Source organism: Kitasatospora herbaricolor (genome assembly GCF_030813695.1).
Classification (GTDB): Bacteria; Actinomycetota; Actinomycetes; order Streptomycetales; family Streptomycetaceae; genus Kitasatospora; species Kitasatospora herbaricolor.
In genome coordinates, this window is the sequence record NZ_JAUSVA010000002.1 from 1,218,397 (window position 1) to 1,232,814 (window position 14,418).

10 protein-coding genes and 1 pseudogene are annotated in these 14,418 nt (G+C 73.7%); 7 read left to right on the top strand and 4 right to left on the bottom strand.

From position 1 onward, the window contains the following. Window positions 1–519 precede the first annotated feature (519 nt). Window positions 520–1,173, top strand: a complete 654-nt coding sequence (locus J2S46_RS05760; protein WP_191292719.1) for a TetR/AcrR family transcriptional regulator — start codon at window positions 520–522, stop codon at window positions 1,171–1,173. 260 nt (window positions 1,174–1,433) lie between these two features. Here the strand turns inward: J2S46_RS05760 and J2S46_RS05765 are convergent, their stop codons facing one another. Next, window positions 1,434–2,219: a DeoR/GlpR family DNA-binding transcription regulator gene (locus tag J2S46_RS05765; protein WP_073928001.1), complete on the bottom strand. Its 786-nt coding sequence runs from the start codon at window positions 2,217–2,219 to the stop codon at window positions 1,434–1,436. A gap of 150 nt (window positions 2,220–2,369) precedes the next feature. Between J2S46_RS05765 and J2S46_RS05770 the strand changes: the two genes are divergently transcribed. From J2S46_RS05770 to J2S46_RS05795, 6 genes are all read left to right on the top strand, one after another. Beyond that, the gene (locus tag J2S46_RS05770) at window positions 2,370–3,437 is read left to right on the top strand and encodes an ROK family protein (RefSeq protein ID WP_229913140.1); all 1,068 of its coding nucleotides are present in this window, start codon (window positions 2,370–2,372) and stop codon (window positions 3,435–3,437) included. A 444-nt stretch (window positions 3,438–3,881) separates the two neighbouring features. Beyond that, window positions 3,882–5,687 carry a ricin-type beta-trefoil lectin domain protein gene (locus J2S46_RS05775; protein WP_191292720.1) on the top strand — a complete coding sequence of 602 codons (1,806 nt, stop codon included), beginning with the start codon at window positions 3,882–3,884 and terminating at the stop codon, window positions 5,685–5,687. Window positions 5,688–5,918: 231 nt separating this feature from the next. Next, window positions 5,919–8,465: a phosphocholine-specific phospholipase C gene (locus J2S46_RS05780; RefSeq protein ID WP_191292721.1), complete on the top strand. Its 2,547-nt coding sequence runs from the start codon at window positions 5,919–5,921 to the stop codon at window positions 8,463–8,465. A 292-nt stretch (window positions 8,466–8,757) separates the two neighbouring features. Further along, window positions 8,758–9,642 carry an SIS domain-containing protein gene (locus J2S46_RS05785; protein WP_191292722.1) on the top strand — a complete coding sequence of 295 codons (885 nt, stop codon included), beginning with the start codon at window positions 8,758–8,760 and terminating at the stop codon, window positions 9,640–9,642. 82 nt (window positions 9,643–9,724) lie between these two features. Beyond that, the gene (locus J2S46_RS05790) at window positions 9,725–10,642 is read left to right on the top strand and encodes a 1-phosphofructokinase family hexose kinase (RefSeq protein ID WP_191292723.1); all 918 of its coding nucleotides are present in this window, start codon (window positions 9,725–9,727) and stop codon (window positions 10,640–10,642) included. A gap of 30 nt (window positions 10,643–10,672) precedes the next feature. Further along, window positions 10,673–11,536, top strand: coding sequence for a class II fructose-bisphosphate aldolase (locus J2S46_RS05795; RefSeq protein ID WP_191292724.1), 864 nt, complete (start codon window positions 10,673–10,675; stop codon window positions 11,534–11,536). Between the two features lie 62 nt (window positions 11,537–11,598). On the opposite strand, the pseudogene J2S46_RS05800 reads toward J2S46_RS05795, so the two are convergent. The 3 genes and pseudogenes from J2S46_RS05800 to nagA form a co-directional block, all read right to left on the bottom strand. After that, window positions 11,599–12,012, bottom strand: a pseudogene (locus J2S46_RS05800) (NPCBM/NEW2 domain-containing protein); the annotation flags it as partial. A gap of 126 nt (window positions 12,013–12,138) precedes the next feature. Next, the gene (locus J2S46_RS05805) at window positions 12,139–12,654 is read right to left on the bottom strand and encodes a P-loop nucleotide/nucleoside kinase family protein (RefSeq protein ID WP_191292725.1); all 516 of its coding nucleotides are present in this window, start codon (window positions 12,652–12,654) and stop codon (window positions 12,139–12,141) included. Between the two features lie 62 nt (window positions 12,655–12,716). Further along, entirely contained in the window at window positions 12,717–13,889 is a 1,173-nt protein-coding gene (gene nagA, locus J2S46_RS05810) for an N-acetylglucosamine-6-phosphate deacetylase (RefSeq protein ID WP_191292726.1), read from the bottom strand. Between the last annotated feature and the right edge of the window lie 529 nt (window positions 13,890–14,418).

Genomic DNA, 14,418 nt, shown 5'->3' on the forward strand with positions numbered 1-14,418 from the left:
CCGGAGTGGAGTACACAAGAGGCACGGTCAATTCTCCCGAAGTAGGCCCGCACGTAAGGCGGTTCGTCGGGCGCGGGGGCGGGCCGGCACTACGGGTGCGGCGGACCGCAGGCGGCGGACCAGTCCCCCGGAACCTCCCGCGGCCGGCTCCGGCTCTCGCCGAGGCCGGCCGCGGCGAACCCCCGCGCGGCCCCACCTGGTTCAGCTGCCGCATCCCGTTTCGCCCACCAGGCGCGCAGCGGCGACCCTCCGGCTCGTTCAGCACGGCCGCTCGTCGTGGGCGAGGGCCTCCGCGGTGGCCTTCAGGTCGCGCAGCCAGGTTTCGAGCCCTGCCGGAGGAGCTCGGTCCCCATGGGGGCGTCGGCGTCGACCTGGGGGCCGGTGTGGGTCTCCTCGGCGGTCACCCGGACGCCGTCCTTGGTCCTGCTTCTGCATCCAACGGTCAACGGGATTCGTGATAAGTTCTAACTAACTCATGACCATGTAGCCGATTGCCGGACGACCGGGAGAGGGCAGGCTGTGGCGACCAAGGACTCGACCACCCCGCGCGAGCGCTACCGCACCCAGGTGCGCGCCGAGATCGTGGAACAGGCCTGGAAGCAGATCGCGACGGCGGGGGCGTCCGCGCTCTCCCTCAACGCCATCGCCAAGCAGATGGGCATGAGCGGCCCCGCGCTCTACCGCTACTTCGCCAGCCGCGACGACCTGATCACCGAACTCGTCGGATCGGCCTACCGGAGCCTCGCCGACACCTTCCGGGCGGCCGCCGCCGCGGGCGCCGACCTGGCCGGGCTGGCCCAGGCCCTGCGCGGCTGGGCACTGGCGGACCCGCAGCGGTACTTCCTCGTCTACGGCACCCCCGTCCCCAACTACCACGCGCCCGAGGACACCACCGCCGTCTCCTCGGAGATCATGACCATCCTGGTCGACGCCTGCGCGGCGCTCACCCCGGCCGGCCCCCCGACACCGTTCGGCGTGCACCTGGCCGACCACCGGGACTGGGCCGGCGACCACCCGGCCTCACCCGAGGCCCTGCACCGGTTCCTGACCTTCTGGACCCGCCTGCACGGCGTGCTGTCCCTCGAACTCGCGGGCCACTTCACCGGAATGGGCTTCGACCCCGCCCGGCTCTTCGCCGCGGAGCTGGACGACCTGCTGACATCGCCGCGTTGAGGCGGCCGCGTTCCTCGCCCGGCGGGTAACGGTACCGACGAGTCCACGTCGACGGCCGGCGGGCGCGGTCGCGAGCGTGGCTCCGTCCTGTCCAGGAGGCCTTCGACCCGCACGCGGTGACCGTGACGAGCCACCCCGACGAGCGCCCCGGAGCGCTCGGCCCGCAGGCCGCCCCGAGTTCCGAGGCCCCCGGGGGGGCTGCCGGGGGGCCGCCACCGCCCTCCCGGTGGCGGCCCCGGGAGGGCGGTGGGGACCGAGGGTCAGACGCAGTGCACTTCCGTGCCCTGGGCGACGAGTTGCTCGATGATCTCTTCCGGGGCTTCCTTGTCCGTGATCAGCACCGCGAACTCGTGGACGGCGCAGACCTGGGCGAAGGCGCGCCGGCCGATCTTCGTGGCGTCGGCGACGATGATCACCTTGTCCGCCCGCTCGGCCATGGCCCGGTTGGCGCTGGCCTCGCCCTCGTCGTGGGTGGCGGCGCCGTTCTTCGGATCCACCGCGTTGACGCCCAGGATCGCGTAGTCCAGCGAGATCCCCTGCAGCACCATGGTCGCCAGCGGACCGGTCAGCTCGTAGGAGTTGGGACGGGCCACTCCCCCGGTGACCACCGTCTTGACGTACGGGCGGACGGCCAGCTCGTTGGCGATGTTGATCGCGTTGGTGACGACCGTGAGGGCCGTCCCGTTGTTGTGCTCGGCGAGGTCGGCGCGGGTCGCGAGCTCGCGCGCGACCTCGGAGGTGGTGGTGCCACCGTTCAGGCCGACCACGGCACCGGGCGGGATCAGCGCAGCCGCGGCCTTGGCGATCCGGAGCTTCTCGTCGGCGCGGCGGGCGGTCTTGTAGCGCAGCGGCAGGTCGTAGGCGACACCGCTCAGCACGGCGCCGCCGCGGGTGCGGACCAGCAGTTGCTGGCTCGCGAGTTCGTCCATGTCACGACGCACGGTCGCCGCGGAGACGCTCAGCAGCTCGACGGCCTCGCCGACCTCGATCCGCCCCCGGTCGCCCAGGATCTCCAGCAGACGCGTCCACCTCTCGTGCGTCCCCATGACCTCTCCTCACGTCTTGTACCGGCAGCTGAAGCGTATCGCGGGGACCATGGCGAAACCGCCAGCACCATTGCAGTTTTTTGAGCGAAGAAGCTATATATAGCTCAGCTTCGATCATATGCGCGCTGAGATCACGCTCAGGAGGTCGTCTTGCCCCGTGTCGCCGAGGAAATCGCCCGCCGGCCGGGCTCGCCCCGCCCGCCGGACCAGGCAGCCGGGGGCCGGACGGCCGACCGGGCGGCGTCACCCCCGGTGGTGGTAGCCCTGGCGGTGGGCGGCACCCAGATCAAGGGGGTCGCGATGGCGGCCGACGGATCACTGCTGCACAGCGGAGGCCGGCAGACCCGGGCGGACCGCGGCCCCGACGCGGTCCTGGAGACCGTCCTGGACTACGCGGGCGAGCTCTCCCGCCGCCACGCGGCCTCCGCGGCCGGCATCGCGGTGCCCGGCCTGGTCGGGGAGGCGACCGGGACCTCCGTCTTCGCCGCACAGCTGGGCTGGCGCCAGGTGCCCGTCCGCCGCTGGCTGGCCGAGGAGCTGGAGATGCCGGTCGCCTTCGGTCACGAGGTCCGGGCCGGCGCCCTGGCCGAGGCCCGGCTCGGGGCCGGCCGCTCCTGCCGGTCCTTCCTGTTCGTGACCGTCGGCAACGGCGTCACCGCCTCGATGGTGGTCGACGGACGGCCGACGCGCGAGGGTGACGGCTGCGCGGGCGCACTGGGCCCTCCGGCCGTCCGCCCCGGCGGCGATCCCTGCTCCTGCGCGGGCGCCGGCTGCCTGGAGACCGTCGCGTCGGCCGCCGCCGTCGCCCGCCGCTACCGGCTCGCCACGGGCGAGGAGAACGTGACGGCCAAGGAGGTGCAGGGCAGGGCCCGGACCGGCGACCCGGTCGCCGCCGGCATCTGGCGCGAGGCGATCGAGGCTCTCGCCGACGGGCTGAGTGCCGCGATCAGCCCCGCCGGCCCGGAGCGCATCGTGGTCGGAGGCGCCATGGCCAGGGCCGGGCGATCCTACTTCGACCCGCTCCAGGCCGAGTTGTCCAAGCGACTGGCCTTCCGGGAGGCACCGCGCATCGTGCCTTCCGGTCTCGGCCGGCAGGCCGCCGTGCTGGGCGCCGCGCTGCTGGCCCAGCAGTTGCACCTGGCCCGGCAGGCGGCGCCGCCGCGCCCGCGGCGGTGGACCTCGCTGCACGCCGCCCCGGCGCGGCCCACCGCCCGCTGACGGCGCGGCGCCCGCGGAACCCCCGACCGGACCCCGGCCGACGAGGCTTCGGCGGCGGCCCCCGGGCCTGCACTTCGGGCCCTTCCGGCGCACTCACGGGGCGGCCGGCCCCGGACGGGAACGGCCCGCACATCCAGGCCCCCGAACCACGGCGGCCCGCCGTCCCGTCACGAGGCGCGGGCCGGCACCTCCGACGACGAGCCCGGCCGGGGCCCCGGCGTTCCGTCGCGGGTGGCCGTGGGGGCCACGGGCGATCGCGGGCGGGCCATCTGTCGGCGGCCGGCCGACGGCCCGTCAGGTTCGCGGTCCAGACGTCCAAGACTCTTGACTTCACTTCGTCAAACTGCCACGGTTTGCGCAATTCTGCTTTGGTGATAGCCAAATCGCGCACTTTGAATCACCATGGCTCCACCCCCACTTCACTCCACCTTGCACGGAGCCCCCATGAGACTGCACCGCCGGCTGGTCGGACTCGCGTCCGCAGCCGCTCTGGCCACCACCGGACTCGCCGTGGCCGCCTCCCCCGCCGCCAACGCCGACACGGTGGCCGCGAACACCGACACCGCGATCGGCGCCAAGCCGATGATGGGGTTCAACAACTGGGCGCGGTTCACCTGCGCCGCCCAGGCCCGCCTCGACGGCACCCGCACCGGCTACTCGTTCCAGCAGTTCATGCAGGACCAGGCCAAGGCGATGAAGGACACCGGCCTCGTGGCCGCCGGCTACACCAACCTCACCGTCGACGACTGCTGGATGCAGCGCACCAGCGCCGGCTACCTGCACGGTGCGGCCACCTGGGGCAGCAGCAGCCAGCCCGGCTACGACTGGGAGCTCACCGACTACGCCGCCTACGTGCACAGCCAGGGCATGGAGGCCGGTCTCTACAGCACCTCCGGCGTCAACACCTGTCAGGGCGTGCCCGGCGGCGTCAAGGGCCACGAGCAGGTGGACGCCAACTCGCTGGCCTACTGGGGCATCGACTCCCTCAAGGTCGACAACTGCGGCACGGACATCAGCAACCGCCAGCAGATCTTCACCACCATGGCGAACGCCCTGAGGACCGCGACCGCGAACACCGGCCGCAAGGTCCTCTTCAACGAGTCCGCGCCGGCCGGCTACGGCCCCACCAGCGCGGAGAAGTACAACTCGATGGACTGGGTCCGCACCCTCGGTCAGATGTGGCGGGTCAGCCCCGACATCGCCGTCTGGCACGGCGACGGCGCCTCCGCCTGGGACTGGCCGCACGGCGGCGACTACTACGAGGGCGGCGTCTACCAGAACCTCAACGACACCGTGGCCCTGGCCCGTTACAACGGCCCGGGCAACCACAACGACGCCGACATGCTGCTCATCGGCGACAACAACCAGCTCACCCTGGCCGAGCAGCGCAGCCAGTTCGCCCTCTGGTCGGCGATGGGCTCCCCGCTCATGATCAGCTCCGACGTCCGCAGGATGGCCGCCGACCCGGTCACCTACGCGCCGCAGCTGAACATCCTCAAGAACAGCGACATCATCGCCGTCGACCAGGACCCGCTCGGCGCCGGCGGCTACCTCGCCTCCCGGAACAACGCCTCCGCGACCGCCGGGATCGACGTCGTCGTCAAGCCGCTCGCGGGCGGCCGTCGCGCCGTCGCCGTCCTGAACAAGGGCGCATCCGCGACCGGTTACACCATCGACCTCGCCAAGGTCGGCTTCGGCAACACCGGTTGCACCCGCACCGCCCGTGACCTGTGGAGCCACACCGACCAGTCGGTGACCGCCGCCATCACCACCACCGTCGCCGCCCACGACACGGCCATGTTCACCATCGATCCCGGCAGCTGCGGCGGTGCTCTCCCGGTCGGCCAGATCCAGGCCCCGCAGAGCGCCTTCCAGGCCTCCGCGCTGTGCCTGGACGCCTACAGCGGCGCCGCCCTCGGCCACAAGGTCGCCCTCTACACCTGCACCGGCAACAGCAACCAGCAGTGGCAGCGCCAGGCCAACGGCCTGATCTCCTCCCTGGCCAACACCTCCCTGTGCATCTCCGGCGACTCCACCGGGCTGACCCTCGCCACCTGCAACACCGGTGACAGCAAGCAGAAGTGGACCTACAACCGGCAGGGCCAGCTGCGTCAGGCCAACGGCGTCTGCATCGACGTCAACGGCTCGGACTTCGCGAACGCCAACTCCACGGTCAACACCTACGCCTGCGGGACGCACCAGCCCAACCAGACCTGGAGCGCCCCCTTCGACACCCCGCCCGCTCCGTAGCTCCTTCACCCTCCACCCAGGGCCTGTCCGGCCCTCGGCGCCGGGCGCAGGACGCCGGACCTCCGGGGAGCCGCGCGCCGATCCGACCCGGATCGCCGGACGAGCCCCGGCGCCCGAGCCCCGACGAGCCGCGCCCCGGGCCTCCGTCCCCACGGCGGAGGCCCGGAGCGCTCTGCCACCCCCACGCCGGCAGAGCGGCCGAGCAGCACCCCCTCGTCCCAAGGAGTCCCCATGAAGCGTCGAAATCTGCTCCGAGCAGGCGCCCTGGGCGCCGGCTTCGCCATGCTCCCGCTGAACCTGCGCAACGCGCTGGCCCTCGACACGCCCGCGGGCGGGCTCGGGGCGATCGAGCACGTGGTCATCCTCATGCAGGAGAACCGGTCGTTCGACCACTACTACGGCACCCTGCGCGGGGTCCGCGGGTTCAACGACCCGGCCGCCATCACCCTGCCCAACGGCTCGCCGGTCTTCAAGCAGCCGAACGGCTCGGGCCACGTCCTGCCCTACCGGATCGGCGACCAGTTCCTCGCCGGCACCGCCCACGACTGGGGCAGCGGGCACGCGGCCTGGAACAAGGGGCGCTACGACCAGTGGGTCCCGCAGAAGGGCGTACGGACGATGGCCCACTTCGACCGCGCCGCGCTGCCGTTCTACCACGCGCTCGCCGACGCGTTCACCATCTGCGACGCCTACCACTGCTCGGAGCTCGGCCCCACCAACCCCAACCGCATCTACCAGTGGACCGGCAAGCTCGGCTACGAACCCGGCAGCACCACCGTGCGGGCCGTGGGCAACGCGGCCTGGCAGAACCCCGGCCATCCCGGATACGACTGGACCACCTACGCGGAACGCCTGGAGAGTGCCGGCCGCAGCTGGAAGACCTACCAGGAGTGGGACAACTACGGCGACAACAGCCTCGACTTCTTCGCCACCTTCGTCACCGTGGGCAGGAAGGCCCTGGCCTTCGCCAAGGACGACAACGGGAGCCCGTTCCCGAAGCTGGAGTACTTCTACTACGCGCTCCTGGCGGCCTCCGGCACCCGGCAGACCCGGTTGCTCGCCCAGCTCGACCAGGGCCTGGCCACCCTCACCGCCGCCGAGCGCAGCCTCTACGACCGGGGCCTGGCCCGGGTGAGGCCCGGTCAGCTGGCCCCGGCCTTCCGTGCCGACGTGGCGGCCGGGCGACTGCCGGCGGTGTCGTGGATCGTCGCCCCCGAGTCGCAGTCCGAGCACCCCGATCACGGTCCCAACACCGGGGCCGACCTGGTGAAGCAGGTCCTCGACGCCCTCGCCTCCAACACCGAGGTGTGGAACAGGACGGTGTTCCTGCTGAACTACGACGAGAACGACGGCTTCTTCGACCACGTCCCGCCGCCGGCGCCGCCGGTGACCGCCGCCGACGGCCTCTCCACCGCCGCGGTCGGCGAGGACCTCTACGGGAGCGAGGCGATCGGCCTGGGCCAGCGGGTGCCGCTGCTCGTGGTCTCCCCCTGGAGCCGGGGCGGCAAGGTCTGCTCCCAGGTCTTCGACCACACCTCCGTCCTGCAGTTCCTGGAGAAGTGGACCGGCATAGCCGAGCCGAACATCTCCCCCTGGCGCCGCGCGGTCTGCGGCGACCTGACCGCCACGCTGGACACCACGGCCGCCACCCCGTCCTATCCCTCGCTGCCCGCTCCCGTGCTCACCGGCGGCCCGTCCGGCACCAACCCCGCCCCGCCCGCCGACCAGGTGATGCCGGTCCAGGAGGCGGGGACCCGCACCGCCCGGCCGCTGCCCTACGACCTCACCGTCTCCGCCCGGGCCACCGCCGCGGCGCTGAGCATCACCTTCGCCAGCAACGGCGGCGCCGGCGCCCACTTCTACGTCTACGCGGGCGCCTTCCGCACGGACGGCCCCTGGCGCTACACCGTCGGCCCGGGCAGGACCGTCAGCGACACCTGGACGGCGGGCAGCCCCACCGGCGCCTACGACCTGAGCGCCGTCGGCCCCAACGGCTTCGTCCGCCGCTTCGTCGGCAACCGGGTCACCGCCACCACCGCCGGGAACGCCAACCCGGAGGTCACCCTGCGCCACGACCCCGCAGGCAACCTGGTGTGGCTGCGGATGACGAACACCGGCAGCGCCGCGTGCAAGGTCACCGTCCGCGGCAACAACCGCAACGGCGGCCCCTGGACGTACCCGCTCGCCGCGGGCGCCACCACCGAGGACGGGTTCTCCACCGCCGGCGGCCTGAACGGCTGGTACGACCTGACCGCCACCGCCGATACCCGCGACGGGTTCCTGCGGCGCTTCGCCGGGCACCTGGAGAACGGCGCGGAGAGCACCAGCGACCCGGTGATGGGCTCCGGCCCGCTGGCCGCCACCGTCAAGTACTTCGACAGCCAGGAGATCACCGGCGAGAACGGCGCCGCCGTCAACGCCGTCGACGGCAGTCCCGGCACCCTCTGGCACACCAGGTGGTCCCCGACCGCCGACGCGCTCCCGCACGAGATCCAGCTGGACCTCGGGGCCGTCCGCACCGTCACCGGCCTGACCTGCCTCCCCCGGCAGGACGGCGGGGTGAACGGCCGCATCGGCCGGTACGAGCTCTACCTCAGCACCGACGGCACCAGCTGGGGAACGGCCCTGACCACCGGTGCCCTCGCCGACACCGCCGCCCCCGGGACCATCCGCTGCTCGCCCACCACCGCACGCTACCTGCGCCTGCGCATCCTCACCGAAGCGGGCAACCGCGGGCCGTGGGCCTCCGCCGCCGAACTCACCCCGCTCGGCTGGTAGTCCGGCGGCCGGCGGGCCGTCACGACCCGGCGACGTCCGGCAGCCCCCGCGGCTGCCGGACGTTCCCGCGTGCGGCTCACAGGGCGGGCCCTCACCCGGCCGGGGGCGCACCGTGGGCGGTCCGACCCGTGGGCCGGCCGCCGGCGGGAGGTCCCACCGGCCGGCGGCCGGCCCTCCCCGACGGTCCCGGCGCCGGAACCGGTGCACCGGTACTGTCCATCGATGCTCAAAGATGCTTGAATATAAGTATCAAGCATCAGCTTCAATCAAATGATCATCATGGAGGCCAGTCGTGACGTACGTGGAGACCGAGATCGCCAGCCAGCCGGAGTGCTGGCGCCGCGCGGCCGACCTGGCCGCCACCCACCAGGACGTGCTCCCCCGGGCCGGCGAGCGGGTCGCGATCATCGGCTGCGGGACGTCCCTCTACATGGGCCAGGCCTACGCGACGCTGCGGGAGGCCGGCGGGCAGGGCGTGACCGACGCGTTCGCGGCCTCGGAGTTCCTGGGCGTGCGCGCCTACGACCGGGTGATCGCGCTGACCAGGTCGGGCACCACCACCGAAGTGCTGGAGCTGGTGGAGTCGCTGCGCGGGAAGGTCCGGACGGTCGCCGTCACGGCCGACCCGAACACCCCCGTGATGTCGCTCGCCGACGACGCCGTGGTACTGGACTTCGCCGACGAGCAGTCGGTCGTCCAGACCCGGTTCGCCACCACCGCGCTGACCCTGCTGCGGGCGCAGCTGGGCCTGCACAGCGAGGCGGTGGAGGAGGACGGTCGCCGCGCCCTGGCGGAGCCGCTGCCGGCCGGTCTGGTCGAGTCCACCCAGTTCACCTTCCTCGGGCGCGGCTGGACCGTCGGCCTGGCGGTCGAGGCCGGCCTGAAGATGCGCGAGGCCGCCCTGGCCTGGACCGAGGCGTACCCGGCGATGGAGTACCGGCACGGTCCGATCAGCATCGCGTCGCCCACCACCGCGACCTGGATGATCGGCGAGGCGCCGACCGGCCTGGCGCAGCAGGTGGAGGCCACCGGCGCCCGCTGGGTGGAGGGCCGGCTCGACCCGCTGGCCGAGCTGGTCCGCGTCCACCGGCTGGCCGTGGCGGTCGCCGCGGCGAAGGGCCTGGACCCGGACCGGCCGCGCAACCTCACCCGCTCCGTGATCCTCGCCGACGCATGACCGCGCCCGCACCCGCACCGGCCGCCGGCCACCGCGCCGGGGCCGGAGCCGCCGGGACCGCGGCGGACGGAAGGGCCCGGCCGTGATCGTCACCGTCACCCCCAACCCGGCACTCGACATCACCTACACCGTCGCGGCGCTGCGCCCGCACGCCAGTCACCGGGTGGACACCGTCCACGAGCAGGCCGGGGGCAAGGGCGTCAACGTGGCCAGGGTCCTGCGGAGCCTGGGCCGGCGGACGGCGGCCGTGCTGCCGGTCGGCGGGGCCTCGGGCGCGGCGGTCAAGGCCGACCTCGACCAGGCCGGCCTGTCCAGCCTGACCGTCCCGCTGGCCGGCGGGGTGACCCGGCGGACGGTCGCCGTCGTCGACCCGGACGACGCGACGATCCTCAACGAACCCGGCCCGGAGCTGTCCGGCACGGAGTGGAGCGCCCTGGTCGCCGGGGTGGCGAGCCTGCTGCCGAGCGGCCAGGCGCTGGTGCTGTCCGGCAGTCTGCCCCGCGGGGTCCGGCCGGACGCCTACGGCGAACTCGTCCGCCTCGCCCGCGCCCACGGCGTCCCGGTCGTCCTGGACGCCGCCGGTCCGGCGCTCATCGAGGCCCTCGCGGCCGGCCCGACCCTCATCAAGCCGAACGCCGCCGAACTCAGGGAGGCCACCGGCACCGACGACCCCGCGCTCGCCGCCAAGGAGCTGGCCGGGGCCGGTGCCCGGACGGTGGTGGCCTCGCTCGGACCGGACGGGCTGCTGGCCGTCACGCCGACCGGTACCTGGCGGGCCTTCCTGTCACCCCCGGCCGACATCCGCGGGAACCCGACGGGGGCCGGCGACGCGGCCGTCGCCGCGCTGGCCATGGGTCTCGCCGACCGCACCCCCCTGCCGCAGGCGCTGAACCACGCGGTCGCCCTGTCCGCCGCCACCGTCCACGCCCCCTACGCCGGGATGTTCGACCGGCACGCCTACGAGCGCTACCTCACCCAGGTCCAGATCCTCCCCGCCTGAACCGCCCGTCCCCTGGAGGGAAGAACCACCATGCCGCTGACCACCACCGGCGAACTCGTCGCCGAGGCCGTCGCCCGCCGAAGCGCCGTCGCCGCCTTCAACGTCATCACCCTGGAGCACATCGAAGCCGTGATCGCCGGCGCCGAGGCGGTCGGCGAGCCGGTCGTCCTGCAGGTGAGCGAGAACGCCGTGAGGTTCCGCGCGGGCCGGCTGCACCCGATCGCCGCCGCCGCGGTGAGCGCCGCCCGCCACAGCGCGGTGCCGGTGGCGCTGCACCTCGACCACGTCAAGGACGAAGCCCTGCTGCGGGAGGTCGCCGACTGCGGGTTCAGCTCGGTGATGTTCGACGCCGCGCACCTGCCCTACCCGGAGAACGTCGCCGCGACCCGCAGCGCCGCGCGGTGGGCGCACGCCAACGGCCTCTGGCTGGAGGCCGAGCTCGGCGAGGTCGGCGGCAAGGACGGCCGGGGCCCGCTGGACGCCCACGCCCCGGGGGCCCGCACCGAACCCGGCGAGGCCCGGCGGTACGTCGAGGAGACCGGCGTGGACGCGCTGGCCGTGGCGATCGGCAGCTCGCACGCGATGACCTCGCGCGACGCCGTGATCGACCACGCCCTGCTCGCCGCGCTCCACGACTGCCTCCCGCTCCCGCTGGTCCTGCACGGATCCTCCGGCGTCCCCGACGAGGAACTCCAGCGGGCCGTCCTGGGCGGCATCAGCAAGGTCAACATCGGGACGGCCCTGAACATCGCCATGACCGGCGCGATCCGGGCCCACCTCGACGCCGACCCGAAGGGTGTGGACCCGCGCCGGTACCTGGCGGCGGGCCGGCAGGCCGTCACGGACACCGTCGCCCAGCTCCTCAGGACGGTGGCCGCCGCGCCCGTCCGGTGATCCGCCGCCGGGGCGCCGGCCCCGGTACCCGGTCGGAGCGCGGTCACCCCGGCCCGGGCCGAGGAGGTTTGGTCGAAGGCCGAGTCGCCGTCGGCGTCCTCGACGACCAGCCGCAGCAGGCGCACGCCGCGGACGTCGACCTCGGCCGGGCCGGAGGCGCCGGTGAGCCTGCCGGTGCCGAGGAGCACCTTGCCGTCGCCGCGGACCGAGGCCTTCGTCGCGCCGAGCGCGGACCGCCGTACGCCAAGGGCCCGGGCCTCCACGCGCCGTCCGAGATCGGCTACCACCTCGGTGCCCGGGGCGGCCGGTCCACGCCCGCCGGTGGATGCGGTCCCGCACGGGCGCGAGACGCACCGCCTGCCGTTCGTCCTTGCGGACCGCCTCCGCGAGCCGGGTGCCACGGCCCCTGTCCTGGGCGTTCGCCCGGCTGGTGACGCCGTGTTCGTCGCGGTACCGCTCCTGCGCGTCGACGGCACCCCGGGAGCAGATCACGGCGCGAACATCCGGATCGACGAGATCCCGGGAGCCGGGACACGACGGACATGTTCCGCCCCGCCCGGGGCCGGTAAGGCGGCACGGCGGGCGCCGGTGCCCGTCCGGGGTCAGTGCGCCGCCTCGGCCAGGAACTCCAGCGCCGTCGTGACGTTCGACGCCAGGCCGATCACGCTGTCCAGCACCAACCGGTCGCCGGTCCACGGGGCGAACTCCTCCCGGCGCCGCCGCACCGCCTCCCAGGTCGGCTCCTCGAAGCCGTCGATGTCCCGGGAGCGGCTCTCCAGCCGCCGGCGGTGCAGCGCCGGATCCGAGCACACCACCTCGACGAAGACCAGCGGCACGCCGTGACGGTCCGCCAGCGACCGCCACTGCCCCCGCGCCTCCTCCGCGGCGTTGACCGCGTCGACGACCACCGTCTGCCCCAGGGCCAGCACCCCGCCGGCCACCGCTTCGGCCACGACGTACGCGGCGAGGCCCGTGGGCTGGCTGCGGGCCACCCCCGCCCGCCACATCGCCGCCTCGATCGGATCCACCGCCACGACCGGAGCGGCGAGCCGCCGTCCCAGGGCGTCGGCGACCGAGCTCTTCCCCGCGCCGGGCAGCCCGGCCATCGCGATCAGCATGACCGACACCCTCGCACACCGGCCCGCCGCCCACCGCCCGTCCAGGACGGTGGCGGCAGCCCTCATGCGGTCGCCCGGAGCGTCGGCAGGTGGCCGGCGCCGGCGACCCAGGCGCCCTTGCGCATCACGGCGACGACCTCGTAGGCGGGGTCCAGCACCACCAGGTCCGCCTGCTTTCCGACCTCCAGCGTGCCGACCGAGTCGGCCAGGCCGAGCAGGCGGGCGGGCACGGCGGACAGCGACTGCGAGGCCTGCGCCAGGGTGAGGCCGTCGACCGTCACCGCCCGCTTGAACGCCCGGTCGAGGGTGAGGGTCGAGCCGGCGATGGAGCTGCCGTCGGCGAGTTCGGCGACCCCGCCGCGGACCCGGATGTCCAGCGGCCCGAGCCGGTACGCCCCGTCGCCCATGCCGGCGGCGCTCATCGCGTCGGTGACGAGCGCGACCCGCCCGGCCCCGACCGCGCGGTAGACGAGGCCGACGATCGCGGGGTGCAGGTGCACGCCGTCGTTGACGAGCTCGACCGTGACCCGGTCGTCCTCCAGCAGCGCGCCGACCGGCCCCGGATCGCGGTGGCCGAGGCCGGGCATGCCGTTGAAGAGGTGGGTGGCGACGGTGGCGCCGGCGTCGACGGCGGCGCCCACGGTGCGGTGGTCGGCGGCGGTGTGGCCGACGGCGGCGATCACGCCCGCGTGCGCCAGCGCGCGGACGGCGTCGAGCCCGCCGGGAAGTTCGGGGGCGAGGGTGACCATCCGGGCGTGGCCCTTGGCGGCGTCCAGGAGCCGGCGCAGCAGGGCGGGGTCGGGGTCGCGGAGCAGTTCGGGGGCGTGCGCGCCGCAACGGGCGCGGGCGATGAAGGGGCCCTCGAAGTGCAGGCCGGCCAGCACGCCGTCCTGGGCGAGTTCCGCCAGCACGGCGGCCTGCCGGCAGAGGTCGTCGACCTCGCAGGTGACGGTGCTGGCGACGGTCGTGGTGGTGCCGTGCAGGCGGTGGAACCGGACGGCTGCCATCGCCTGTTCGGCGTCGGTGGTGGCGTAGGTGGCGCCCCCGCCGCCGTGGACGTGCAGATCGACGAAGCCCGGCACGACGGTGTGGCCCGCGAGGTCCACGTCGCCCGGCTCGGGCGCTCCGCCCAGGCCGGCGATCCTGGCTCCTTCGATCAGCAGCCGTCCGTTGTCGACCGTGCCGCCGGGGGTGACCAGCCTGGCCCCGGAGAGGGCCGTGGGGGCGGCGGTCATGCGATGTCCGTCGGGCCGTACGCGGCATTCCGGTGGTGCATGGGGCCTCTCTTCCGGGCCGGGGCAGGGACCTCCCCGCGCAGGTGACGCGAGGAATGATGAAGCATCATGCAGCAAAGAGCACTGAAGTGTGCAGGTTCAAGCATATCCATGGGTGGGCGCCACGGAAGGCGTCGAACGCGGCCGGGCCGAACCGGACCGGTCCGAAGCCTGGCGGTCGCCTCCGGGTTCGCTCGGCGGGCTTCAAGCACAAGCACGCAGCGATGCAGGCCGATCACGGCACGTGCCCCACACCCGCGCCGAGGATCGATGGCGGGTGTCGCGTTGACAACGGTCTCGAAACGGCGGCTGGACCGGAGCGGACGGCTGATGAACACTGAGTCCAAGCAAACGCGCAAAGATGATTGAAACCTGCTAGCTTTGCGCACATTCGCGCAGCATAATGGGCGAAGTCTCCGTCGGTCGCGCAGGTCGGCGAGGGTCCTCCCCCACAGCCCGGACGCGCGTTCCGTGGCCCAGAACAACCGTC